Consider the following 24864-nt stretch of genomic DNA (forward strand, 5'->3'; position numbering starts at 1 on the left):
TAACTAAAGGAAATCAATATAACTGAAAACGGGCTGAATCGTCTTATTTTGACAAGTGTGCCGCGCCTTTGATGGCCTGCCCTGGCGGCGTCGAAATGAGGAACAGGCCGCCCAGCACCAGGGCGCCATTCAGGATCAGCAATTCCAGGCCGATGCGGTAATGCTCGAACAGCAGCGCCTGCTCCCGCTCGATCAGCGCACACAGCAGCGGCCCGGCCACGGCCACCAGCGGCACCCAGCGGTCGCGCACGCCGCGCCGGCTCAGCAAGCCGAAGGCGAACAGGCCCAGCAGCGGACCATAGGTATAACTGGCCAGCTTGAGGATCACGCCTATCATGCTGGGATCGTCAAACCATTTGAAGGCCATGATCAGGATCAGGAACAGCGCGGCAAACCCCAGGTGGACACGGCGGCGCCAGCGCATCTGCGCGGCCGGATTCAGGTCCGCCCGCCTCTGCACGCCGAGGATATCGATGCAGAAGGTGGATGTGAGCGCCGTCAGCGCCCCGTCCACGCTGGGAAACAGGGCGGAAATGAGGGCGATAAAGAAGATCAGCTGCACGACGACAGGGAAATGCCCGAGCACGACGGCGGGGAACAATTTGTCGCCCGTGGCCGTCACGCCGGCCAGCGGCGCATACAGGTGCAGCAAGCCGCCGAGGAACAGGAACAGCAGCAGCACGCCCGTCAGCACCACGGTCAGGCTGAGCATATTCTTTTGCGAGTCGCGCAAGGTCCGCACGGAGATATTCTTTTGCATCATCTCCTGGTCCATGCCCGTCATGGCAATCGTGATGAACATGCCGGCCACGATGTGCTTCCACACGTAGGCGGGGCTGTCCGGGTCCGTGGTGAAGATGCGCGTGAGGCCCTGCGCGCGCATGCGTTCGAGGCTGTCGGCGAGGGACAGGTCCATCTCGCGCAGCAAAAATACGCTGCAGATGACGAGACCGGCCAGCATGCACGCCGTTTGCAGGGTATCGGTCCAGACGATGGTCTTGACGCCGCCCTCATACGTGTACAGCAGGATCAGCAGCAGCACGGCGCACGACGTCAGCCAGAATGGCACGCCCAGGCTGTCGAGGATGGTCGCTTGCAGGATATTGACCACCAGATACAGCCGCGCCGTGGCGCCCAGCAGCCGCGACACGATGAAAAACGCCGCCCCGCTCTGGTAGGAGCGCCGTCCCAGGCGCAATTCCAGGTAGCGGTAGATGGAGGTCAGCTGCAGCCGGTAGTACAGCGGCAGCAAGATGAAGGTGATGGCCAGGTAACCGAGCACGTAGCCGATCATCAGCTGGATGTAGCCGAAACCGTTGCTGCCCACGGCGCCGGGCACGCTGATGAAGGTCACGCCCGTCAAGGTCGTGCCCACCATGCCGAAGGCCACCAGCATCCAGTTGCTGTCCTTGTTGCCGATGAAAAAACTGTCGTTGGTGGCATGGCGCGACGTGCGCCATGCCACACCCAGCAGGATCAGGAAATATGCGAGGACGACGGCAAACAGGATGAGGGGGGACATGGGCGTTGCGCTGGCGGCAAAAAGGAACAGGGGCAGCAATATACAACAAAGCGTACAGCAATGCCCCCGGTCAATCAGGCATCAGCAGCCGCTGCGTTTCACGCGCTCCACTTCCAGACCGAACCACGGACGCAAGCGCGTGCCGATGACGTTGCCCAGAAAGGCGCAGACCAGCCACAGCCAGCCGTGCAGGCTGCCCGAGACGATGCCGCTGAAATATGCGCCAATATTGCAGCCGTAGGCCAGGCGCGCGCCGTAGCCGAGCAGCAAGCCACCGACGACGGCGGCGATCACCGAGCGGCGCGGGATGCGCCAAACGGGCGCGTAGCGGCCGGCCAGCGCCGCGGCCAGCATGGCACCGAGCACGATGCCGATGTCCATCACGGACGTCTTGTCTTGCGTCAGCGGCGCGGCCAGCGCAGCCGCGTTGGCCTTGGTCGACCAGTAAGCCCAGCTGGCCGTGTCGATGCCGACCACGGACGCGGCCTTCGCGCCCCACAGGGCAAACGCGGACGTCACGCCCCACGGCCGGCCCGACAGCGCCAGGGTGGCGAAGTTCAGCACGACGAGGGCAACGGCACCCGCCACCAGCGGCCACGGGCCGTGCAGCCAGGGCGAGGCCTGCGCTGGGCGCAGGGGCGTGGCGACGAGCTTGCCATGGCGGCGCTTTTCCACCAGCACCGTGATGCCGGCGATCAGCGCGAAGACGATCCAGTTCAGCGCCAGCGCGGGCGCCAGGCCCAGGGTCGTCACGAGGGAAATGGGCTGGAGCTGTGGCAGCGACGTCCAGAATGGCATGTGCGCCGTGCCGATCACGGAGCCGACGATGAAGGCGGCCAGGGTGATGAGCATGCGCGTGCTGCCCCCGCCCACCGTGTACAGGGTGCCGGACGCGCAACCGCCGCCCAGCTGCATGCCGATGCCGAAGATGAAGGCGCCAAAGATCACCGAGGTACCGGCCGGAGAAACGAGGCCAGCGACGGGCGTGCCGAACAGCGTGCCGGCCGACAGCGCGGGGAAGAACAGCGCCACGCCGACGGCCAGCATCAGCATTTGCGCGCGCAAGCCGTCGCCGCGGCCATCGGCGATGAAGACGCGCCAGGCGGACGTAAAACCGAAGGCCGCGTGATACAGGGTGATGCCGAGCAAGGCGCCCACCACGTACAGCGCGGACAATGTGGCGCCGACGGTTTGCGCCAGATACCAGGCGCCGAGCACGATGAGCACAAGCGCGACGCCCAGCGGTTTTGGATTGATGGCGGCGCGCAGGCGCAGCGGTGACATTGCTGTATCGGACATGGGAAATATGGGCAAGAGGAAAGTAAACGTCATTCTCGCCCGTTTTGGTGTTTTCTGCCAGAAACTTACTGGCAGATCAGGCTAGCCTAGTGCCCCACCGCATGGATCGACTTTTCACCGCCGGCACGCACAGGTATGGGACTCAAACGGTCCAGCCGGCCGCTCAAGGCTGTCAGACCGAAGGCACCCAGCACGACGAGCGCACCGATCCAGCCCGTGTGCACGAGGCCCAGGTGTTCGACGATCAGGCCGCCACCCCAGGCGCCGCCGGCGATACCAAGGTTGAAAGCGGCGATATTCAGGCCCGACGCCACGTCGACGGCGCGGGGCGTGAAGTGCTCCGCTTGCTGCACGACATACACTTGCAAACCGGCCACGTTACCGAAGGCCACGGCGCCCCACAGCAGCACGGTGATGACGACCAGCACCGGATGCGGCGCCGTGAAGGTCAACAGCAGCAAAACAAACGCCAGCAGCAAGAAGATCAGTTTCAGGGCACTGACAGGACCTTTCTTGTCAGCCAGCTTGCCGCCCCAGATATTGCCGAACGCCACGGACACGCCATACACAAGCATCACCACGCCCACGGCACCGGCGCTGAAGCCCGACACTTGCTGCAAAATCGGCGCCAGATAGGTAAAAGCGATGAAGGAGCCGCCATAGCCGACGGCCGTCATCGCGTACACGAGCAGCAGACGCGGCTGGGCCAGCACCTGCACTTGCTGCAGCAGGGAAGCCGGTTTGCTGTGGGCGATGGTCGACGGCACGTACAGCAGGCTGCCGATGAACGCCACCAGGCCGAGGGCCGAGACGGCAAGGAAGGTTTCGCGCCAGCCGAAATGCTGGCCGATGAAGGTGCCCAGCGGCACGCCCGTCACCAGGGCCACGGTCAGGCCCGTAAACATGATGGCAATCGCACTGGCCGCCTTGTCTTTCGGCACCAATGACGTGGCGATGGTCGAGCCGATCGAGAAGAACACGCCATGCGCCAGCCCCGTCAGGATGCGGGCGACGACGAGGGTTTCGTAGCCGGGCGATTTCCACGCCAGCAAGTTACCCAGGGTGAACAAGACCATCAGCGACAACAGCAAAGTCTTGCGCGGGATCTTGCCCGTCAGGGCCGTCAGCACGGGTGCGCCGACGGCAACGCCCAGCGCATACAGGCTGACCAGCAAGCCAGCCGATGGCAGGTTGACGCCCAGGTCGGCGGCGATGGTGGGCAACAGCCCCACGATGACAAACTCGGTGGTTCCGATGGCAAATGCGCTGAGGGTCAGCGCGAGCAAGGCAATGGGCATGAAAAACTCCGATAAAAGATGTTGGCGTGCAGTATCGGGGTTTTCTTTGTGCCGAAAAATACCTCCATGGGAAGAAGATAGTTGCGCCCAAATCAACAATTTCATGCTCTGCTACACTGGCAGCATCAACACGGGGTCACCACCATGAATTCAGAAAAACTGGCGCTGCTGGTCACGCGCGAAATGCCATATGGGAAATATCAGGGACGGCTGCTGGCCGACTTGCCGGGACACTACCTGGGCTGGTTCGCGCGCGAAGGCTTTCCCTCGGGCGAACTGGGCAGTTTAATCGCGCTGATGTACGAGCTCGACCACAACGACTTAAGGAGCTTGCTCGACCCGCTGCGCACGCGCAAGTCGCCGTGGCCGCCGGGCGAGTAAGGACAGTAGTCAGGCGGGTCTTAGAACTCGCGCACCTTCTTTGCCAGCATGGCACTGAACTCGCCATTTTCCACGAGTTTTTGCAGCTCGCTGGCGCCGCCGATGAGCACGCCGTTGACAAAGACCATGGGAAACGTCGGCCAGCCCGTCCACATCTTGAGGGCGTTGCGGCGGTGCCACTGGTTCAGATAGCTGCCGTATTGCAGGTACTGGTAGGGCGTGCCCAGCACGTCAAGGATCTTGCGCGCCTTGCGCGGAAACGGATTGAGCGCCATGCCGACGACCACCACCTGGTGCGCGGCGATGGCAGCCTGCACCTCGCGCACGATGTCCTTGTGCTTGCTGCCGATCAAGGGACGGGCGGCGGAATGGATCTGGGCTTGGTCAAGGATGGCGCGGGTCATGAAAGTCCTGGGATGAGTGGCACGTGGCGTGCGGATCACGCATTGTGCCACGCAGACAGGTTGGCGTGGGCTACACTGCGCCTCTCCTCCCCTTCGCGTCAAATATATGCAAGACATCCATCCCATGCCTGAATGGCGCCGCACCCGCCGCCTGCTCGGCACTCTGCTGCTGGCCGCCAGCTGCGCCAGCGCCCACGCCGCCGATCCCGGCCTTGAAAGCGGCCTGCTCCACGCCCTGCACCTGAAAAAGGGCACGACGGACAGGGTGGGCACCTCGGGCAAGGCCATCGCCGCCTACATGCGCGAAGGCTATATCGGCAAGCGTCCCGACCAGCGCTTCGACTACACAGACTATTATTTGCTGAAGAAACCGGCCAGCTTCATGGGACATGAACTGGTGCTCATCGAGGAAGAATACATCACGCAATACATAGGCTGCTGCGTCAGCCCCGGCGCTGGCGTGACGGTGAAGGTGCGTGGCAACACGCAAAACCTGCAAGCGTTCGCCAGCGCCCAGCGCTGCACCCTGACCGACCCCGTCGATGTGCAACATGCATTGAGCGAGGTGGCCATCAAGGCCCGGCTGCCCCAAGGCCATTACGCCTCATTGAGCTGCCGCGAACGCGACGCACAGCCCTAGCGGCTCGATGGCGGATGCCGTATGCCGGCCTGAACGATCGTTGCCGTCGAATAGGGTGATTCGCTATGCCAGCCCAGGCTCGCATACAATTTCGCCCCATCGTCCGTTGCCACCAGCACCCGGCGCGCGCTGGCCGATCGTTGCCTGGCCGCCAGCGCGGCCATCAGCGCCCGCCCCAGACCCCGGCGCCGGTGGCCGGCCTCGGTGACGATGCGGTCAAAGACAAAGACACCGGCATATTCGACGGCATGGCCGCTGGCGGCAATACCGCCATCTTCGGCCAGAATATGCGCCGTCGTGATTTCCTGTGATGTTGCCACGTCCAGGCGGTAGCCGGCAGGCAGATCCGGCGCCTGCAGAGTGCCTTCATGTGTCATGAAATAGCCGCCGGGGCAAAGTTGCCATCGCGGCGGTAACAGCCCCAGCAATTGCTCCCCGTCGCCACACATCTTGATGAAGATATGCGGACCGTGGATCGACGCTGCCAGCGCGCTGATGCCTGGAACAGGTCCCGCAAAAACGTGGCGCCGGATTTCGCCCGGCAAGCCCGTATCGACGCGCCATCCGCCGTGATCGGGCACGGGCAGCGCCAGGCCGCGCGCGATCGAACGTGCCGCCAGCCAGGCGGCAAGCAGGCCGGGATCGGCCAGATTCGACATTCCTTGTTCTTCCAATTTTCATGCTCCTACATTCGTCCCTGTCCCGCTTATGCCAGGGAAAATCTTCCGCCTACCCCAGCGGCACGTGCAAGCCCATCTTCAGGCAAGTCAGTGCCACCGACGTGCGGTAGCGGCGGATATTGTCGTCGCCGCCGAACAGGCGTTCCGTCAACGCCTCGTATTCGGCCATGCTGCTGGCGGTAATGATCAGCAGGTAATCGGCCTCGCCCGTGATCCCGTAGCACTGCTGGATGGCAGGCTCGGCCATGATGCGCGCACGCATGCCTGCCGTGCGCTGCGGGTGCTCGTCGTGCAAATGCACTTCCACCGTCAGGATCAGGGGGCGGCCCACGCGGCTCGCGTCGAGCACGGCCACTTCGTTGCGGATCACGCCGCTCTCGCGCAGGCGCCGGATGCGCCGCTGCACGGCCGGTGCCGACAAGTGCACGGCCTGGGCGATTTCGCGCTGCGAGGTCGTGTTATCGCGCTGCAAGATGTCGAGGATCGCCAGGTCGAATGTATCGAGGGTGAGGGATGGCGTGAGCGAAAGTTGCGTCATGAAGGTCAAAATGCAGTGCAAAACTCGGAGCAGACACAATAAACTTTCGCTATTCCGATATCAAGCCTTTATTACCATGCCATTACGCCGCTATTCCTCGTTCATTCCCCTGCTGGCCATCCTCGGCTCCGTCACCTGCCTGGGACTGGGCACCTCATGGGCCAAGCACAGTCTGTTCCCGCTCGTGGGCGCGCAGGGCACGACGGCCGTGCGCGTGGGCTTTTCCGCGCTGCTGCTGTTGCTGTTCTGGCGCCCGTGGCGCTGGCAGCTGAGCCGTGCCGACCTGCGCACCGTGGCCCTGTACGGCGCCGCGCTGGGCTTGACCAACCTGTGCTTCTACATGGCATTGCGCACCATTCCGTTCGGCATCGCCGTGGCGATCGAGTTTTCCGGCCCGCTGGCCGTGGCCCTGCTGGCCTCGCGCCGCCCGCTCGACTTCGTCTGGGTGGCCCTGGCCGTGGCAGGACTGGCGCTGCTGCTGCCGCTCGGCCACGACGTCAGCAACCTCGATCCGACGGGCGTGCTGTTCGCCCTGGGCGCGGCCGTCTGCTGGGCCTCGTACATCGTCTTCGGCAAGCGCGCCAGCCATTTGCATGCGGGCCATTCCGTCTCGCTGGGCCTGGCCATGGCCGCGCTGGTGGTCGTGCCCGTCGGGGTGATGCACAGCGGCGCCGCTCTGCTCTCACCTGTCGTCTTGGCCGTGGGCTTGGGCGTGGCCCTCATTTCCAGCGCGATACCGATTTCGCTGGAAATGGTGGCCCTGAAGCGGCTGACGCCGCAAGCGTTCGGCATCATGAGCAGCATGGAACCGGCCGTGGCCGCCATGCTCGCGTACATCCTGCTCGACGAGCGCCTGGGTGCCGGGCAATGGCTGGCGATTGCCATGATCATGGCCGCGTCGATGGGCAGTTCGTACATGGCGCAGCGCCAGAGACGCGCTGCGCCAGCTGGTGCTCAGGCCCGAATATAAGTCGTGAAGCTGGCATAGATCATGACGATGCCTCGTGCAGCCTGGCCGTGCGCCAGGCCAGCAGCGCGGCCAGCACGAGCAGCGCGGCGCTGGCCATGAAGGTGGCGCGAAAACCGTGGCCATCGAGCAGGATGCCGCCGACGGTCGAACCGAAGCCGATGCACAACTGGACGACGGCCACCATCAGGCCGCCACCGGCTTCGGCGTCATCAGGCAAGGTCTGCGCCAGCCACGACCACCAGCCCGTGGGCGCGGCCGTCGCCAGCAATCCCCATAGCCCCAGCAGCACGAAGACGGGCGCCAGCTCGTCGCCGAACGCCAGCAGGGCCAGCGCGATGGCGGCCATCAGCAAGGGAATGGCGACCAGCGTGCGGTACAGGCCACGCCGCAGCACGACGCCGATCAGCGCCGTGCCGATGAAGCCGGCCACGCCGATCGCCAGCAGCAGCATCGACAAGGTGGACACGCCGACGCGCGTGACGTTTTCCAGGAACGGACGCACATAGGTAAACAGCACGAACTGCCCCATGAAGAACGCGCCGACGGCCAGCATGCCAAGCGCCACCTGGCGGCGTTCGAGCAGGCGCAGGAGCTGACCGGAACGGACAGAACGCGGCGCCGCCGGCATCGATGGCAGGCTGCGCCACTGCCAGGCCAGCGCCAGCAGCGCTACCGGCGCCAGGCACAGGAAGGCGCCGCGCCAGCCGATGCTGGCGCCCAGATAGCTGCCCAGCGGCGCGGCCACCACGGTCGCCAGCGCATTGCCGCCGTTGAAGATGGCCAGCGCCCTGGGCACGCTGTGGCTGGGCACAAGGCGCATCGCCACCGCGACCGACATCGACCAGAATCCCCCCACCACCACGCCAATCAGCGCGCGCCCCGCCATGTACATCGCGTAGCTGGTGGCCAGTCCCACCACCAGCGCCGACACGCACATCAGGCCCGTCAACAGCAGCAGCAAGGTCTTGCGGTTCATCGATGCCGCCAGGGTAGCGATGGACAGGCTGGCCAGCACGGCGAAGGCGCCGGAGATGGCGATGCCATAGCCGGCCAGGCCTTCGCTGACGTGCAAGTCCGCCGCCAAGGGCGTGAGCAGGCTGACGGGCATGAATTCGGAGGCGATCAGGGTGAACACGCACAGGGTCATGGCAAAGATGCCGCCCCAGAACGCGGGCGCTGCCGCCTCGCTGCGGACCGCGCTCATGCCGCCAGGGCGCGCTGGAAGAACGACGCCAGCTTGTCCCACGGGATCAGGGTCACGCGGTCATACAGGTCGACGTGGCCGGCGCCGGCAACGTAATGGAGCTCCTTCGGCTCGGCGGCGCGCCGGTAGGCATCCTCGCTGAACTCCTTCGAGTGCGCCTGGTCGCCCGTGATGAACAGCAGCGGACGGGGCGAGATCGTCTCGATATCGATGAAGGGATAGAAATTCATGAACTTCACGTTGCTGCTCAAGGTGGGACGGGTGGCGCGCTCGGGCAGCTGGCCGGCAGGGATGTAGGCGCCGCGCGGCGTGCGGTAGAAGTCGTGGAATTCGCGTTCGATAGCACTTGGGTTGGCGCTCAGTTCGGGCAAGGTGCCGCTCGTGTACGCGGTGGCGCCGCCGGCAAATTCCACCTGGCGCTGGCGCGCGGCCGCGGCGATATACGCCTGGCGCTGCGCCAGCGTTTGCGAGCGGCGCAAGCCATGGCGGCTGGCGCTGCCCATGTCGTACATGCTCACCGTGGCGACGGCCTTGATGCGCGGGTCGATCTTGGCCGCGCTGATGACAAAGCTGCCGCTGCCGCAAATGCCGATGGCGGCGATGCGTTCGCTGTCGACAACCGCTTGTGCGCCGAGAAAATCGACGGCCGCGCTGAAATCCTCGGCGTAGATGTCGGGCGAGACGGCGTTGCGCGGCTGCCCTTCGCTCTCGCCCCAGAACGACAGGTCCAGCGACAGGGCGACGAAGCCCTGCTCGGCCATTTTGGTCGCATACAGGTTCGCGCTTTGCTCCTTGACGGCGCCCATCGGGTGGCCAACGATGATGGCGGCGTGCCGGCGAGCGGGATCCAGCTGCGCCGGCAGGAACAGATTGCCGGCAACCGTCATCTGGTACTGGTTCCGGAAGCGCACCGGCTGCACCGTCACCTTGCCGCTCTTGTAGAAATTGTCGGCGCCATCGGGCATGGCTGGCAAGGCCGGCGCGGCGGCGGCAAAAATGGGTGCGCCCAGGACGGACAGGACGCCCAGTGCCGCCATGCCCGTGCCCGCTGCCTTGACAAATTCGCGGCGGCCAGCTGTCGTTTTCATGCGTGTTGTCTTCATGCCCATGCTCCTTTAAAAGTCAGGGCACCATCTTGACGCAGGCAAGCTCTTTTGATTAGCGGGTACAATCTTGATGTAGTTATGAGAAAAATTCAGCAATGAGCCAAACCAAAGTCAACGATCTGCAAGCCTTCCTCGCCGTGGCGCGGGAACGCAGCTTTACCAAGGCCGCCGCCAGGCTGGGCATCACCGCGTCCGCACTCAGCCATACCATCCGCACTTTGGAAGAACGGCTGGGCGTGCGCCTGCTGGCGCGCACCACGCGCAACGTGGCGCCCACCGACGCGGGCGAAAAGCTCATGCTGGCCATCGCGCCCCTGTTCGAGCAGATCGCCGCCGAGGTCGAGGCGCTGGGCGCGCTGCGCGACAAGCCGCGCGGCACTATCCGCGTCACCTGCACCGACGACCATATCGAACTGCTGCTGCGCCCCATGCTGGCCGGCTTCCTGCGCGACTATCCCGACATCAGCCTGGAACTGGTGGTCGACTACGGCTTTACGAATGTGGTCGAGCAGCGCTTCGACGCCGGCATCCGCCTGGGCGAAGCGATCAGCAAGGACATGATCGCCGTGCGCATCGGCCCCGACTGGCGCCTGGCCGTGGTGGGATCGCCCGCGTATTTCGCGCGCCATGGGGCGCCCGCGACGCCGCATGCGCTGACGGAATTCGCTTGCGTGAATATCCGCCACCGGCCCGCTGGCGCCATCTACGCCTGGGAATTCGAAAAGGATGGCCAAGCCTTTGCCGTCAAGGCCGAAGGCCAGCTGGTGTTCAACAGCATCATGCACGTGCTCAATGCGGCGCTCGACGGCATCGGCCTGGCGTATGTGCCCGAGCCCCTGCTGGCGCCTTACCTGGCCGATGGCCGCCTGGTCGAAATCCTCGCCGACTGGTGTCCCACCTTCCAGGGCTACCATCTGTACTACCCGAACCGGCGCCAGGCCACGCCCGCGTTTTCAGCCTTCGTGGAGGCGCTGCGCTACCGCGCCTGATTTCGCCACGTTCCTGCGCGCCAGCCAGGCCAGCGGCAGCAAGGCGAGCAATGCCGCTGCCACGCCGGCCCACGGCGACGACGCCATCATGTGGCGCGAGACCATCAGCGCACCGAGCATGGAACCGAAGGAAATGCCGAGATTAAACGCGGAAATGTTCAGGCCCGAGGCGAAATCGACGGCGTGCGGCGTGTAGCGCTCGGCCGTGGCCAGCATGCCGGCCTGCAAGGCGGGCGACAGGCCGAAGGCGAACACGCCCCAGACGAACAGCATCACCGTCATCATCCACTGCGAGCTGATGCTGAGCGCCACGCCCGCTTGCGTGGCGGCCAGCAACAGCAGCATCACACGCAAGGCCTTTGGCCAGCCCAGGTGGCTCGTCAGGTAGCCGCCCGCCAGATTGCCGGCAAAAGTGGCGATGCCGAACACAATCAGCAAGGCGCTGGCCATGGTGGCGGAAAAGCCCGTCACGTCCGTCAGGATGGGCGTGATAAACGTGAACGCGGCAAAGCTGCTGCCGAAACCGAACGTCGTCACGGCCATCATGGTGATAATGGGACCGCTGCCCAGGGCCGCCAGCTGCGTCATGGCCTTGCCGCCCTTGCCTTGCTGCAAACCGGCCGGCAGCCAGCGCGCCATGGCGGCCAGGCCCAGCGCGGCCAAGACCACCACGGCAAAGAAGGGCAAGCGCCAGCCCATCAGGTTGCCGAGGAAGCTGCCGAACGGCACGCCGATCACCATGGCCAGGGTCAATCCCGCGAACATCACGGAAATCGCCCTGCCCGCCTGCGCCTTGTCCACCAGGCTGGCGGCCACGGTGGCGCCGATGGCAAAGTAGGTGCCGTGCGCCACGGCAGTGATGACCCGCCCCAGCAGCAACAGTTCGAATGTGTGGGAAAACGCTGCCAGCAGGTTACCTGCCAGGAAGACACTCATCAACCCCAGCAGGGCCGCCTTGCGCGGCAGGCGCGACATCAAGAGCACCAGCAGCGGCGTGCCGATGGCCAGCGCCAGCGCATACAGGCTCACCAGCGAGCCGGCCGATTCGATGGAAATCCGCAAATCTTTCGCGATGCTTGGCAGGATGCCGACGACGATGAATTCGGTCACGCCGATGGCAAAGGCGCCGACGGCCAGCGCCAGCACGCCGGGCGGCATCTTGCTTGTTTGAGGGGAAACAGGGCTTGCGGTGGTCATGGCATTCTCCGGCTGAGTTCAATCCAGCCAGTGTATCGGGCATTCCGCTTTTGATATAGACTCCGATAATGGAAACACCTGTGAAATGGATTCAATAATGGCCAGGCAAGACATCAACCGCGCGTTCGAGATGGCCGTGTTTGTCGCCGTGGTGGAAACGGGCGCCTTTTCCGCCGCCGCGCGCCGCCTGGCCTTGACGCCGTCGGCCGTGAGCAAGCTCGTCAACCGCCTGGAAGCGCGGCTCGGGGCCCGTTTGCTCCAGCGCAGCACGCGCCAGCTGCACACGACGCCCGAGGGCGACGCCTTCTTCGTGCAGTGCAAGCGCATCCTCGACGACATCGACGGCGCCGAGCGCGAAGCATCGCAGGGCGCGGCGCCGCGCGGACGCTTGCGCATCAACTGTTTCGTGCCGTTCGGCGTGCGCCATCTGCTGCCCATCCTGCCCGAGTTCGCGCAGCGCTATCCCGACATCGTGCTCGACGTCGTCGTCAGCGACGCCATCGTCGACTTGCTGGAAGACCGCACCGACATCGCCATCCGCACGGGCAAGCTGAAGGAATCGAACCTGGTGGCGCGCAAGCTGGGTGAAGATGTGATGGTCGTCGTGGCCTCGCCCGCCTACGCGGCGCGGCACGGCTTGCCGCGCACGCCGCAGGATTTATCCACGCACAATCTGCTGGCGTTCAACTTCCGCTGCCAGAACGAAACCTGGCCCTTCCTCGATGGCGCGGGCGGAACATTGCAGGTGGCGCCGCAGGGCAATACCTGCGTCAGCGATGGCGAAAGCATGCGCCAGCTGGTGCTGGCCGGCATGGGACTGGGACGCTTTTCACGCCATCACGTGCTGCGCGATATCGAGCGGGGCGATTTGATTCCCGTGCTGCAGGACTACAATCCCGGCGACAAGGAACTCGTGCACGCCGTCTTCGTGGGACCGGGCCTGCAAGTGCCGGCCAGGGTGCGCGTGATGCTCGATTATCTGCTGGAAAAAGTGCAGCTGGGGTGAGCGCCGCCTGCCCACATCGCGTCTTATAATCGGCCGTACCATTGAACTTCCAGGGAGCCGCGCCATGCATGATGACTTGATCCATACCTTGCAAACCCGCTTCAGCAAGCACATGCACCGCCATCCGGGATGGAAGTGGGACAAGGTGCTGGCGCGGCTGAATGCCGCTCCCGCCAGCCTGGCGGTCTTGCAGCAAATGGAAGACACGGGCGGCGAACCGGACGTCATCGGGCACGCCGGCGACACGGACACCGTCACGTTTTGCGATTGTTCGGGAGAAAGCCCGCTCGGCCGGCGCAGCCTGTGTTTTGATGCTGATGCCCTGGCCGCGCGCAAGGCCAACAAGCCGGCCGGCAGCGCCATGGCCATGGCGCAAACGATGGGAGTCACACTGCTGACGGAAACGCAATACCGCCAGTTGCAGGAGCTGGAACCGTTCGACCGCAAGACCTCGAGCTGGATCGCGACGCCGGACAGCATCCGTGCGCTGGGCGGCGCCCTGTTTTGCGACCGCCGCTATGAGCAGGTCTTCGTCTATCACAATGGCGCCGACTCGTATTATGCGAGCCGGGGTTTCCGTGGCTTGCTGCGCGTCTGACCGCTACGACTTCAGACTGCCTCTTCCAGGCGCAACTGCCGGCCTTCATCGAGCATCAGCTCGAATTCCGCCGCCGGCACGGCCGGGCTGAACAGATAGCCTTGCAGCTGGTCGCAGCCGAGTTCGCGCAGGAAGCGCATCTGCTCGGCCGTTTCCACCCCTTCGGCGACGATTTCCTGGCGCAGCTGCTGCGCCATGGTGACGATGGCACGGGCGATGGCGCAATCGTTTTCCTCGAACGGCAAGCCGATGACGAACGAGCGGTCGATCTTCAATGTGCTGATGGGGAATTTCTTCAGGTAGGCGAGGCTGGAATAGCCGGTACCGAAGTCGTCCAGCGCCAGCGCCAGGCCCATGGCCACCAGCTGGTTCATGATGTCGATGACCTTGTCGGCGCCGCGCATCAGCAGGCTTTCCGTGATTTCCAGCATGATCTGGTCGGGCCGTACGCCGTAGCGCTCGAGCACGGCCGCTATGCGCGCCGGCAACTGTTCATCGAACTGGCGCGCCGACAGGTTGACGGCGATGGCCGGCATGTGCAGGCCCCGGTCTTCCCAACTGCGGATCTGGCGGCATGCCTCGTCCAGCACCCAGGTGCCCAGCTCCAGAATCAAACTGGTTTCCTCGGCAACGGGGATGAACACGCCGGGTGAGACCATGCCGCGCATCGGATGCTTCCAGCGCAGCAAGGCTTCCGCGCCCACGATGCGTCCGCTGGCCAGGCTCACTTTCGGCTGGTAATGCAATTCCAGCTCCTTGTCACCCAGCGCCAGCCGCATTTCGCTTTCCAGGCGCAAATGCTCCTTGGCCCTGCGGTTCATGTCTTCGCGGTAAAACAGGAAGGTCGATTCGATCGTCTGCCCCGCCTTGGACACGGCCACGTCGGCAAAGCGGAACAGGGCCGGCGCTTCCAGGCCGTCTTCCGGATACACGGTGATGCCGATGCTGGCGCCCACGTGCAGCGCGTGCGCATCGATATTGATCGGCGCCTCGAGCAGGTTGAGCAGCTTTTGCGCCACATTCGCCGCATGTTCGCGCTTTTCGATATGCAGCAGGGCCACGACGAACTTGCTGTTGTCGACGCGCGCCAGGATGTCGGCGTCGCGCAGGGCGCCACGGAACAGCTGGCCGATGGCGATCACCAACTGGTCGCCCACTTCATGGCCCAGGGTATCGCTGATGGAGCCGATGCGGCTGATGTCGATGACCATCAGCGCGCCATGCGTGCCTTGCCGTTTCGCTTCGGCCAGGCCCTGGTCGACCAATTGATTGAGCAGGCAGCGGTTGGGCAAACCCGTCAGGCTGTCGTAGTTGGCCATGCGCTGCATGCGCGCTTCCGCATCCTTGTGCACCGAGATATCGGAAAACAGGGAAAACACGTGGCTGATTTCGCCGAATTCATCGCGCACGACGCTGATGGTGACGTCTTGCGGAAACAGTTCGCCATTCTTGCGCTTGCCGATGATTTCGCCACGCCAGGAACCGTGTCCACGCATGGCGGCGCGCACCTTGGCGCGGAAATCGGGGTCGTGCACGCCCGAGCGCAGCAAGTCCGGCGTGCGGCCGATGGCTTCGGCAGGCGAATAGCCGGTGATGCGGCTGAACGAACTGTTGATCGAGACGATGCGCTCTTCCGCATCCGTGATCAGCACGGCTTGCTCGCTGTCTTCGATGATGCGCGCGTGCAACCTGACCTTGTCCACGTCGGACAGCGGCTCGCTCATGGCCGACAGGCGCACGGCCATGCCGCACGCCTTGCCCGCCTGGTCGTGGATCACGTGGCGGTGCATGCGCAGCCACGTCACCATGCCCGACTTCTTGCGCCGGCGCACATCGGTGGCCACGTCGCCCTGCATGAAATGCAGTTCCAGCACGCTCGCTTCCGCGTCGTCTTCCGGATACAAAAACAGGATGTGCTGGCCCAGCGCCTCGATTTCGGAATAGCCGAACATCTGTTCGGCGCCATGGTTCCAGCCGATCAAAAAGCCGTCGGGATCGATTTCCAGCAAGGCGTCGGGGGGCGCCACGCGCACCACGGGCCGGCTGGCGCCGCGCAGCCGTTCCAGCTCCTCCTCCAGCCGCGCCAGGGTGGCGGCCTGCTGCGGCCCCGCCTGTTCACGGGCATCCTGAGCCAGGCGCAGGCACAGCGCGACCTTCGCCTCAAGCATGGCAACCCCACTCGTGGGCCAGGTCAGGGGAAGGTATCAGGGGCGCTGCGGTGTGTGTAATCATCAAAATCCCACTGTGGGGCATGGAGGTCGGGCAAGAAATACGATTGCAATACTGCGAATATGGTAACTTAAAAATGTTGGCGTATGTCAACATTTTAAGGCCTACGCCGAATGGCCCGGCAGATGCTGCGCCAGGCGGGCAAACACATCCGGTTCGCGCATGCGCGCCATCCACCAGCGCAATGCCGCGCCATCCTCGCCCACTCGCCAGGCCAGGTAAAACGTTTCCGACGGTTTCGGCTCTTCCACGGCCTTTTCCACCAGCAAGCCGCGCGCGATGGCGGCGCGCGCGCACGGTCCCGGCAGGAAGCCAAAGCCCAGCCCCAGCACCTGGTAATCGAACTTGACCTGCATGTTCGGCACGCTCAAGGCATCTTGCCCCAGCAGCAGCCCCACCGTGCGCGGCGCCATCTGGCGCGCCGAATCGGCCACCACGACGGCCCGGTGCTGCTGCAGGTGGCCGCGCGACAGGGGTTCCCGCACCTGCGCCAGCGGATGCGTGGGCGCCACGGTAAAGACGAAGTCGAGCATGCCGATCGGCTGCGCGATATAGCCGCCGCCCGCCGGTCCGTCGCCGGGCGCGCCCACGAGCAAGTCGGCGCGCCGGTCCAGCAGCGCTTCCCACGTGCCCGACAGGGTGTCTTGCGACAGGCGCAGGCGCGTCTGCTGCGCCACGTCGTAAAAGGCGCGCACGTCGTCGGCCAGGGCCACGGCGGAAAACATGGAATCGATGCCGATGGACAATTCCGTTTCCCAGCCGGACGCCACCCTGCGCACGCGGTGCTCGAGGTCCTGCGCCGCCTTCAATAGATAACGGCCCTCTTTCAGCAATTCCTGGCCAGCTGCCGTCAGCATGACTTTCGGGCCATTGCGCTGGAACACTTGCACGCCCAGGTCGTCTTCCAGCTTGGCCACCGTATAGGAAATGGTGGACGGGACTTTATGCAACTCCTTGCCGGCCGACGAGAACGATCCGCGGCGGTCGATGGCGTCAACGATTTGCAGGGCTTCCAGGCTCAGTCTTAACATTCGATTTTTTCGATCATAGGTCGCAAGATTTTCCGTTTTTCTTTCTCTGCTAGGGGGCCTATACTTTGTTCATCGTACAGCGAAGGGCAGAAAAGAAGCCACGGCGTAACGCCAGGCAACGGTCCTTCGAAATTATCGCACATTAACTTATAGAAACGGAGTCCACCATGTTACAGATTCGTCATAGCGAAGAACGCGGCGCAGCCAACCACGGCTGGCTCAATTCCCACCACAGCTTTTCCTTCGGCAGCTACCATGATCCGCTGCACATGGGCTTTGGCCCCTTGCTGGTGATCAATGAAGACCGGGTCACGCCTGGCCAGGGTTTCGGCACGCACGGCCACCGCGACATGGAAATCATTTCGTATGTGCTCGACGGCGCGCTGGAACACAAGGACAGCATGGGCACGGGCTCCGTCCTGCACTACGGCGATGTGCAGCGCATGAGCGCCGGCAGCGGCGTGCGCCACAGCGAGTTCAACCACTCGGCAACGGAGGGCTTGCACTTCCTGCAGATCTGGATCCAGCCGAACGTGACGGGCATTCCGCCCAGCTATGAAGAGAAACACTTCACGCCGGAAAGCAAACGGGGCAAGCTGCGCCTGATCGCCTCCTCCGACGGCCGCCAGGGTTCCGTGCTGATCCACCAGAATGCGGCCATCTACGCCAGCATCCTGCAGGAAGGCGAACAGGCCGAACATGCGCTGGAAGAAGGCCGCCTCGCCTATGTGCACCTGATCCGAGGCAGCCTGGTCGTCAACGGCACGCCGTTGAAAGCGGGCGATGCGCTGAAGCTGACGCAGGAAGCCAGCGTGATCATCACTCAGCCGGAAGATGCGGAGTTCCTGCTCTTCGACCTGCCTAAATAATTGATAAATATATTAAGAAAGAGAAAATCATGGAAAACAGAACCAACGTATTGCTGCCCCTCGGCCGTGCCGCCCTTGGCGTGCTGTTCTTTGTCTCGGGCTTGCTGAAAATCGGCGGCTTTGCCGGTGTGGCCGGCTACATGGCCAGCCAGGGCTTGCCGATCGCCAATATCTTGCTGGTGGGCGTGATCGTGCTGGAAGTGGGCGGCGGCTTGCTCTTGATCACGGGCTGGCAGGCGCGCTGGGCGGCGCTGGCCCTGGCGCTGTTCCTGATCCCGACTACCGTGATCTTCCACGCCTTCTGGAGCGCCGATGCGGCCCACTTCCAGGACCAGCTGACGAACTTCCTGAAGAACCTGTCCATCTTCGGCGGCATGCTCTTGCTGGTGGAACGCGGCTTTCGCCAGGCCAAGTAAGGCCAAGGCTGCCTGACCGGACGGGCCCGTCATCGACGCGGCCCGCCCGGCCGGCAGCCTGTCACCGTTTTGTCATCAAGCTGACATGGCGCTGTCACATTCGCCAACTATCATGCGGTTGCCATTTAAATCACGCAACCACAGGACATCGCAGCCCATGAACAAGCCCAACGATCTGGCCATCAGCGCCACCGATCTGAACGACATTGACAGCAACGCGTCCCACGACAACCATTTCAACAGCATCCTGAACGCCCGCCTGAGCCGCCGCAACTGGCTGCGCGGCAGCGCCGTCACGGCCGCTACCGCCGTCATGGGGTCGATGGGCCTGTCCGCCTGCGGTGGCGGCAGCGATGCGGTCGCCGTCACGCCGACGCCGACGCCAACGCCTGAAAAACTGCTGGCCTTCACGGCCGTGCCGAAAAGCCTGGCCGACGTCGTGTCGGTACCGGCCGGCTACACGGCCACGGCCCTGTACGCGCTGGGCGACTCGCTGCGCGCGGCCACGCCAGCGTACAAGAATGACGGCAGCGATACCGATTTCGACAACCGCGCCGGCGACCACCACGACGGCATGGAATACTACGGCCTGTCCGCCGCCGGCGCGCCGCTGGCGTCCGGCGCCGAACGGGGCTTGCTGGCGATGAACCACGAAGCGACCACGGACGAAAAACTGTCCTCGCACTTCCTGCACGTGAATGGCGGCACCACCTCGCTGCCCCGCCCTGCGGCCGAAGTCGACAAGGAAGTGGCCGTCCACGGCCTGAGCGTGGTGGAAGTCAAGAAGACGGGCAGCGCCTGGGCCACCGTCAACGATTCCGCCTTCAACCGCCGCGTCACGCCGCTGACGGACATCGAGATCGCCGGCCCCGTGCGCGGCAACGCCCTCGTCGTCACCAAATATTCGCCGACCGGCACCAAGACGCGCGGCACCATCAACAATTGCGGCACGGGCAAATCCCCTTGGGGCAGCTACCTGTCCGGCGAAGAAAACTGGGCCGGCTACTTCACGCGCTCGGCCACCGACAACGCGGCGCGCGGCGACAAGTCCGTCGTGTCGCTGAACCGCTATGGCCGCAGCCAGGGCGGCGCCTCGCGTCACGGCTGGGAAACGGGCGGCAGCGACGACAAGTACGCACGCTGGAATCTGAGCAAGATCGGCGCGTCGACCAACGGCAGCGACGACTACCGCAATGAGCTGAACGGCATGGGCTACATCGTCGAAATGGATCCGTACGACAAAACCAAGGCCATCCGCAAGCGCACGGCGCTGGGCCGCTACGCGCACGAAAGCGCCGCCTTCAGCGTGCCGGCCGTGGGCCAGCAACTGGCCGTCTACATGGGCGACGATTCGCGCAACGAATACATCTACAAGTTCGTCACGACGGCCGTCTGGGCCGCCGCCGATGCCAATCCGGCCGACCGTATCGCCACCGGCGACAAATACCTCGATTCGGGCAAGCTGTACGTGGCCAAGCTGGCCGCCGACGGCACGGGCCAGTGGATCGAGCTGGCCATGTCGAACGCGCTGATCCAGGCCTACAGCGCCTACAAGTTCGCCGACCTGGCCGACGTGCTGGTCAACGCCCGCCTGGCGGCCGACGCCGTGGGCGCCACAAAAATGGACCGTCCGGAATGGTGCTCGGTCAACCCGGCCAATGGCGAGATCTACTACACGCTGACCAACAACTCGAACCGCACCGTCAATCCGAGCGGCTCGTCGCAGCTGGCGCCGGACAGCTCCAATCCGCGCGCCTACACGGACATGAAGGGCAGCAGCGCGCAGAACGGCAATCCGAACGGCCACATCATCCGCTTCAAGGAAGGCACGGGCGCGGCCGCTGCCACCAGCTTTACGTGGGACGTCTACCTGTTCGGCGCCGAGAGCGGCGCCGATGCCAGCAAGATCAACCTGTCGAACCTGACGGCCGACCAGGATTTCTCAAGCCCTGACGGCCTGGCCTTCAGCCCGTACACGGGCATCTGCTGGATCCAGACGGACGATGGCGCGTACACGGATGTGACCAACTGCATGATGCTGGCCGCCATTCCCGGCAAGGTCGGCGATGGCGCCAAGTCCACCCTGAACTACGCGACGGCGGCCGGCGGCAACCTGGCGGTCGACACCTTCATCGGCAAGAAACCCACGGCTGATACGCTCAAGCGCTTCCTGGTGGGACCGGTCGGCTCGGAAATCACGGGCATCAGCGAAACGCCTGACGGCAAGACCATGTTCATCAACATCCAGCACCCGGGCGAAAACACCTCGCTGGCGAATATCGGCGATCCGTCCAAATACACGAGCCAGTGGCCTGCCAACGCCGGCTATGGCGCCGGCAAGCGCCCCCGCTCGGCCACCATCGTGATCACCAAGAACGATGGCGGACGCATCGGCAGTTGATGTCCCGTGCCTGGCGGCGGCTACCGCCAGGCAAAGCCAGCAATTCACCTTGTAAAAGGAGGAAGTGCCCCTAAGTAAGGCTTATCACCAGACATTGCAACGACCGAATGGCAGCCAGGGAAAACGTTTCCCTGCTTTTTGGTATGATGGCAAGGCGCGCCGGCACCGGAGTGGTGTCGCGCGCCTTTTATTTTTGATAATTACTTATATGAGCACAACCATGCAAAGCGGCGCAGACATCCTGGCGACAGGCGAATTGGATTACACGACTTCCTGCGCACTGCCGACGCCGTGGGCCCAGTTCACCTTGCACGCCTTTGTCGAACATGCCACGGGCAAGGAACACCTGGCCATGGTGCTGGGCGATATCGGCAACGGCGAACCGGTGCTGGCGCGCGTGCATTCCGAGTGCCTGACGGGCGACGTGCTGTTTTCGCAGCGCTGCGACTGCGGCGCGCAGCTCGAGGGCGCCCTGAAACGCATCGCCGAAGAAGGCCGCGGCATCTTGCTGTACCTGCGCCAGGAAGGGCGCGGCATCGGCCTGATCAACAAGATCCGCGCCTACCGCCTGCAGGAAGCGGGCGCCGACACGGTGCAGGCGAATGAACAGCTGGGCTTCAAGGCCGACGCGCGCAACTACACCTTGTGCAAGCCCATGTTCGCGCAATTCGGCATCCACAGCCTGCGTCTGATGACGAACAACCCGCGCAAGATCGCGGCAATGGAAGCGCTGGGCATCACGGTGGCCGAACGGGTGCCGCTGCTGGTCAACCGCAACGCCTTCAACCAGCACTACCTGAATACCAAGCAAAGCAAGCTGGGTCACATGATGACGCCGGAAACGGCCCCGGCGCTGGAAGACGGCGCCCTGTAATTGCTGCCCCGGCTTGCCGGGCCGGCGCATGCCGGCCCTCGCCCGCCGCGCTCCTGCTCACGCACAAAGGATGCATGAAATTATCTGACTACGTCTTCCTGCTGGCCAGCCTGTGCGCTGCAGCGGGCGCACACGCGGCCCCGGCGCCTGCGCCAGCCGCTGCGCCAGCCACTGCGCCAGCCACTGCGCCCGCCGCTTCGACTCCTCCCGCCAAACCACCGCCGGCCACCGCCGCGCCCGCCGCCACCGAACATGCGGCCCTGCCGCCACCCTCGTCGGCCGCGCAAAAACTGTACACGGCCGCGCGTGCCGACATCCTGCAAGTGCGCGTGCTGCTGAAAAACGGCCGCACGCAGTCGTCGGTCGGCTCGGGCTTCTTGATCGGCACGGGCGACCTGGTGGTGAGCAACTATCACGTGGTGTCCCAGTTCGCGCTCGACCCCGATACCTATGTGGGCGAATGGGTCGACACGAGCGGCCAGCGCGGTAACGTGGAATTGCTGGCCGTCGACGTGCTGCACGACCTGGCCGTGCTGCGCGTCAACCGCCACGGCACGGGCTTCTTCAAGATGCCGGAGCCGCTGGCACCGCTGACCCAGGGCCAGTACCTGTATTCGATGGGCAATCCGCTGGACCTGGGCTTCGCCATTTCGGAAGGTTCGTACAACGGCGTCGTCACGCGCAGTTTCTACGACCAGCTGATGTTTACGGGGCCGATCAATTCCGGCATGAGCGGCGGCCCCAGCGTCACGGCGAATGGCGACGTGGCCGGCGTGAACGTGTCGAAACGCCTCGATGGCGAACTCGTCAGTTTTCTCGTGCCGGCCCGCTATGCCCAGCAATTGCTGGCCAAGGTGGCGCAGCAAGGCAAGCCGCCGAAAGACTTCAAGCCGCTGGTGACGGCGCAGCTGCTGGCGCACCAGGAAGTCATGCTGGCGCGCCTGCTCGACACGCCCTTGAGCCTGAAAGCCATGGGCCCATACCGCGTGCCCGTGCGCGAGTCCGACCAGATGCGCTGCTGGGGCCGCTCCAACGTCAAGTCCGACAAGCCCTACATGCTCGACAACACCAGCTGCGCCATGGAATCGGCCATCTTCATTTCCGGCGCCCTGCAGACGGGGCAAGTGTCGATGCGCCACGAATTCTTGCGCAGCAGCGAACTGGGCGCCCTGCGCTTTTCCGAGTTGGCCAGCGCCTCGTTCAAGAATGAAAGTTTCGGCAGCTACAAGAGCGTGAATCTGACGGGCCCGCAATGCACCGAGCAGTTCGTCAAGAACAAGACGCTGCCCCTGCGCGCCGTCCTGTGCGTGCGCGCCTACCGCAAATTTACGGGACTGTACGACTTTGCCCTGCTGGCCGCCAGCACCGATGAGCCACTGATGAGCCTGCAAAGCCGCATCGACGCGCGCGGCGTGTCCTACGCCAACGGCATGCGCGTCACGCGCACCTTCCTCGAAGCGCTGTCGCGCGCGCCCACCACCACCAGCAGCCGCAAGCCATGAAGCCGCCCTATTACCTTGAAATCCTCGCCGAGAATGGCGAAGTGCAGCGGCGCCAGCGGATCGAGTCCCTGCCGATCCGCATCGGCCGCGGCTACGGCAACGACTTCATCCTCGACGACCCGCATACGGCGGCCGAGCACGCCATTGTGGAAGACGACGGCGACGGCGGCCTGCTGCTGCGCGACCTGGGCAGCCAGAACGGCGTGATCCACCGGGGACAGCGGCAACCGCAAGTGGCCTTGAGTGGCAACAGCATCGTGCGCCTCGGCCACACGCGCCTGCGCGTGCGGGCCAGCGATCATCCGGTGGCGCCCGAACTGGGCGACACGACCCGGCACGACTGGGAAGGCTTGCGCCCCGCCGTCGCCGGCCTGGCCATGATCGGCGCCTCGGCCGCCTTCAGCAACTGGCTCAGCGATGCGGACGCCTTCGAGCCGATTTCCTACCTGATGATCGTCGCCTATGCGCTGGCCGGCGGCCTCGTATGGGCGTCGATCTGGGCCGTGGCAAACCGATTGTTCGGCCATGTGGCGCGCTTCGGCCGCCACCTGTTCATCATCGGCTGCGGCCTGCTGGCCATGGAAGTGTGGGAGCTGGCCAGCAACGTGGCGGCGTACGCGCTGTCGCTGGAAGCGCTGACGCGCTACGGACGGCATATGTTCATCATCATCGTGTGCGCCATGATCTACTACCATTTGTGCACGATCAAGCCGCAGCATCCACGCCGCTTCGGCCTCGTCGCCGTCGTGCTGGCCATCCTCGGCTCGAGCCTGATCCTGCTGAGCAACCTGCAGGCCAGCGGCCGCCTGGCCGACGAGACCTACATGTCCGTGATCTACCCGCCGGCCTTGCGCCTGAGCCCGGATCACACGACGGACGCCTTCTTCCGCGACGCGGCCGGCCTGCAGCGCGCCGTCGATGCCGAACGGGGCAAGGCGGCCAAGGGCGCCGACGAAGACGAAGACAGCGGCGATTAAGAGGTCGACATGCAAAAAGCCCGCCGTGTCCTGACAGACCGGCGGGCTTTTTATTATTGCTTGGAACTTCTGCTTAGAACTTCGCTTCCTGCTTGCGGCGCGCCGTAAAGCCCAGCAAGCCCAGGCCGATCAGCAGCATGGCGTAGGTGCTTGGCTCAGGGACTGCCGAGATCAAGCCGTCATTGGCACCGAAGCTGGCGAAATTGTTGTTGCCCGCCTTGAACTGCGCTTGCTGGCCGCCATCGCAGCAGCCTTCCAGGCCGTAGATGCTCAGGGTGTGGTTACCGGCCGACAAGGCGCTCGAACCGCTGAAGAACTGGCTGCCATTGTTGTAGTTGCCTGCCCACCACATGTCGTTGCTCTTGAAGTCCAGCGCTACGCCGTCGAGGAACAGGGCGCCGCCCTTGCCGAAGTCGACGCCGCTGCGGAAGCTCCAGGCGCCCGCATCGGCCGCGCTGACGCCAAAGTTGATCACCGACTTGAAGGCGATGTTCGAGCCGCTGCCGAACAGGCCGCTGTTGCTGACGTTGTCGTAGCTGGCGATCGTCGTCGAGCCATAGCCGGCGCCTGGCGTGGCCACGGCGGCATTCACGACGGATTGGTAGTCGGCGGCCGAGCTTTGCGCGCCGGCGCCCGAATAGCCGGTGGAGACGGTGATGGTGCTGGCGTTCGCGTGGGCAAACACGCCGGCAACGATCAGGGACAGGGCGATTTTAGGCAGGTTTTTCATGAT

At 64.4% G+C, this 24864-nt stretch carries 24 protein-coding genes; 12 read left to right on the top strand and 12 right to left on the bottom strand.

Annotation, left to right across the window (positions count from 1 at the left end; genetic code table 11):
• Positions 1-43 precede the first annotated feature (43 nt).
• From KO538_RS02295 to KO538_RS02305, 3 genes are all read right to left on the bottom strand, one after another.
• Positions 44-1522, bottom strand: a complete 1479-nt coding sequence (locus tag KO538_RS02295; RefSeq protein WP_219327380.1) for a sodium:solute symporter — start codon at positions 1520-1522, stop codon at positions 44-46.
• Positions 1523-1603: 81 nt separating this feature from the next.
• Complete coding sequence (locus KO538_RS02300) at positions 1604-2821, bottom strand: YeeE/YedE family protein (RefSeq protein ID WP_219327381.1); 1218 nt, start codon at positions 2819-2821, stop codon at positions 1604-1606.
• A gap of 86 nt (positions 2822-2907) precedes the next feature.
• Positions 2908-4119: an MFS transporter gene (locus KO538_RS02305; RefSeq protein ID WP_219327382.1), complete on the bottom strand. Its 1212-nt coding sequence runs from the start codon at positions 4117-4119 to the stop codon at positions 2908-2910.
• Positions 4120-4263: 144 nt separating this feature from the next.
• Here KO538_RS02305 and KO538_RS02310 point away from each other — a divergent pair, with 144 nt between their 5' ends.
• Complete coding sequence (locus KO538_RS02310; RefSeq protein WP_070302145.1) at positions 4264-4500, top strand: DUF3820 family protein; 237 nt, start codon at positions 4264-4266, stop codon at positions 4498-4500.
• Positions 4501-4520: 20 nt separating this feature from the next.
• Here the strand turns inward: KO538_RS02310 and KO538_RS02315 are convergent, their stop codons facing one another.
• Positions 4521-4904, bottom strand: coding sequence for a glutaredoxin domain-containing protein (locus KO538_RS02315; RefSeq protein ID WP_034749913.1), 384 nt, complete (start codon positions 4902-4904; stop codon positions 4521-4523).
• Between the two features lie 124 nt (positions 4905-5028).
• Here KO538_RS02315 and KO538_RS02320 point away from each other — a divergent pair, with 124 nt between their 5' ends.
• Positions 5029-5544, top strand: coding sequence for a hypothetical protein (locus KO538_RS02320; RefSeq protein ID WP_219327383.1), 516 nt, complete (start codon positions 5029-5031; stop codon positions 5542-5544).
• Here KO538_RS02320 and KO538_RS02325 read toward each other — a convergent pair.
• Together KO538_RS02325 and KO538_RS02330 are read right to left on the bottom strand one after the other, a co-directional pair.
• Entirely contained in the window at positions 5541-6218 is a 678-nt protein-coding gene (locus KO538_RS02325; protein ID WP_219327384.1) for a GNAT family N-acetyltransferase, read from the bottom strand. The genes KO538_RS02320 and KO538_RS02325 overlap by 4 nt on opposite strands.
• 55 nt (positions 6219-6273) lie before the next feature.
• Complete coding sequence (locus tag KO538_RS02330) at positions 6274-6762, bottom strand: Lrp/AsnC family transcriptional regulator (RefSeq protein ID WP_034750278.1); 489 nt, start codon at positions 6760-6762, stop codon at positions 6274-6276.
• A 76-nt stretch (positions 6763-6838) separates the two neighbouring features.
• On the opposite strand from KO538_RS02330, the gene KO538_RS02335 reads away from it, so the two are divergent.
• Positions 6839-7732, top strand: coding sequence for a DMT family transporter (locus KO538_RS02335; RefSeq protein WP_034749918.1), 894 nt, complete (start codon positions 6839-6841; stop codon positions 7730-7732).
• Between the two features lie 19 nt (positions 7733-7751).
• Here KO538_RS02335 and KO538_RS02340 read toward each other — a convergent pair whose 3' ends face one another.
• Together KO538_RS02340 and KO538_RS02345 are read right to left on the bottom strand one after the other, a co-directional pair.
• On the bottom strand, positions 7752-8936 hold the full coding sequence (locus tag KO538_RS02340; protein WP_374106823.1) for an MFS transporter: 1185 nt from the start codon (positions 8934-8936) through the stop codon (positions 7752-7754).
• Positions 8933-10039 (bottom strand): alpha/beta hydrolase, encoded by a 1107-nt coding sequence (locus KO538_RS02345; RefSeq protein WP_257620130.1) that lies wholly within the window; start codon positions 10037-10039, stop codon positions 8933-8935. Before KO538_RS02345 ends, KO538_RS02340 begins: the two co-directional genes overlap by 4 nt.
• Before the next feature lie 98 nt (positions 10040-10137).
• Here KO538_RS02345 and KO538_RS02350 point away from each other — a divergent pair, with 98 nt between their 5' ends.
• The gene (locus KO538_RS02350; protein ID WP_034749920.1) at positions 10138-11031 is read left to right on the top strand and encodes a LysR family transcriptional regulator; all 894 of its coding nucleotides are present in this window, start codon (positions 10138-10140) and stop codon (positions 11029-11031) included.
• Here the strand turns inward: KO538_RS02350 and KO538_RS02355 are convergent.
• A complete protein-coding gene (locus KO538_RS02355; RefSeq protein ID WP_219327385.1) occupies positions 10996-12228 on the bottom strand; it encodes an MFS transporter in 1233 nt (410 codons plus the stop codon). The genes KO538_RS02350 and KO538_RS02355 overlap by 36 nt on opposite strands.
• A 97-nt stretch (positions 12229-12325) precedes the next feature.
• On the opposite strand from KO538_RS02355, the gene KO538_RS02360 reads away from it, so the two are divergent.
• Both KO538_RS02360 and KO538_RS02365 read left to right on the top strand, forming a co-directional pair.
• A complete protein-coding gene (locus tag KO538_RS02360) occupies positions 12326-13234 on the top strand; it encodes a LysR family transcriptional regulator (protein WP_072452767.1) in 909 nt (302 codons plus the stop codon).
• A 64-nt stretch (positions 13235-13298) separates the two neighbouring features.
• Entirely contained in the window at positions 13299-13832 is a 534-nt protein-coding gene (locus KO538_RS02365) for a DUF4256 domain-containing protein (protein ID WP_219327386.1), read from the top strand.
• Between the two features lie 11 nt (positions 13833-13843).
• On the opposite strand, the gene KO538_RS02370 is transcribed toward KO538_RS02365, so the two are convergent.
• A complete protein-coding gene (locus tag KO538_RS02370; protein WP_034749929.1) occupies positions 13844-16000 on the bottom strand; it encodes a bifunctional diguanylate cyclase/phosphodiesterase in 2157 nt (718 codons plus the stop codon).
• 165 nt (positions 16001-16165) lie between these two features.
• Complete coding sequence (locus KO538_RS02375; protein ID WP_034749931.1) at positions 16166-17092, bottom strand: LysR family transcriptional regulator; 927 nt, start codon at positions 17090-17092, stop codon at positions 16166-16168.
• A 167-nt stretch (positions 17093-17259) separates the two neighbouring features.
• Between KO538_RS02375 and KO538_RS02380 the strand changes: the two genes are divergently transcribed.
• From KO538_RS02380 to KO538_RS02405, 6 genes are all read left to right on the top strand, one after another.
• Positions 17260-17961, top strand: coding sequence for a pirin family protein (locus KO538_RS02380; protein WP_034749933.1), 702 nt, complete (start codon positions 17260-17262; stop codon positions 17959-17961).
• 29 nt (positions 17962-17990) lie between these two features.
• Positions 17991-18377, top strand: a complete 387-nt coding sequence (locus KO538_RS02385; RefSeq protein WP_070224091.1) for a DoxX family protein — start codon at positions 17991-17993, stop codon at positions 18375-18377.
• 157 nt (positions 18378-18534) lie between these two features.
• A complete protein-coding gene (locus KO538_RS02390) occupies positions 18535-20778 on the top strand; it encodes a PhoX family phosphatase (RefSeq protein ID WP_219327387.1) in 2244 nt (747 codons plus the stop codon).
• A 220-nt stretch (positions 20779-20998) separates the two neighbouring features.
• Complete coding sequence (ribA, locus tag KO538_RS02395; RefSeq protein WP_034749940.1) at positions 20999-21652, top strand: GTP cyclohydrolase II; 654 nt, start codon at positions 20999-21001, stop codon at positions 21650-21652.
• Positions 21653-21726: 74 nt separating this feature from the next.
• Entirely contained in the window at positions 21727-23154 is a 1428-nt protein-coding gene (locus KO538_RS02400) for a serine protease (protein WP_219327388.1), read from the top strand.
• Complete coding sequence (locus tag KO538_RS02405; RefSeq protein ID WP_070302166.1) at positions 23151-24131, top strand: FHA domain-containing protein; 981 nt, start codon at positions 23151-23153, stop codon at positions 24129-24131. Before KO538_RS02400 ends, KO538_RS02405 begins: the two co-directional genes overlap by 4 nt.
• Positions 24132-24204: 73 nt before the next feature.
• On the opposite strand, the gene KO538_RS02410 is transcribed toward KO538_RS02405, so the two are convergent.
• Positions 24205-24861 (bottom strand): CCXG family PEP-CTERM protein, encoded by a 657-nt coding sequence (locus KO538_RS02410; RefSeq protein WP_219327389.1) that lies wholly within the window; start codon positions 24859-24861, stop codon positions 24205-24207.
• Positions 24862-24864: the final 3 nt, after the last annotated feature.

It is taken from the genome of Janthinobacterium sp. NKUCC08_JDC (assembly GCF_019345575.1).
GTDB lineage: Bacteria > Pseudomonadota > Gammaproteobacteria > Burkholderiales > Burkholderiaceae_D > Janthinobacterium > Janthinobacterium aestuarii.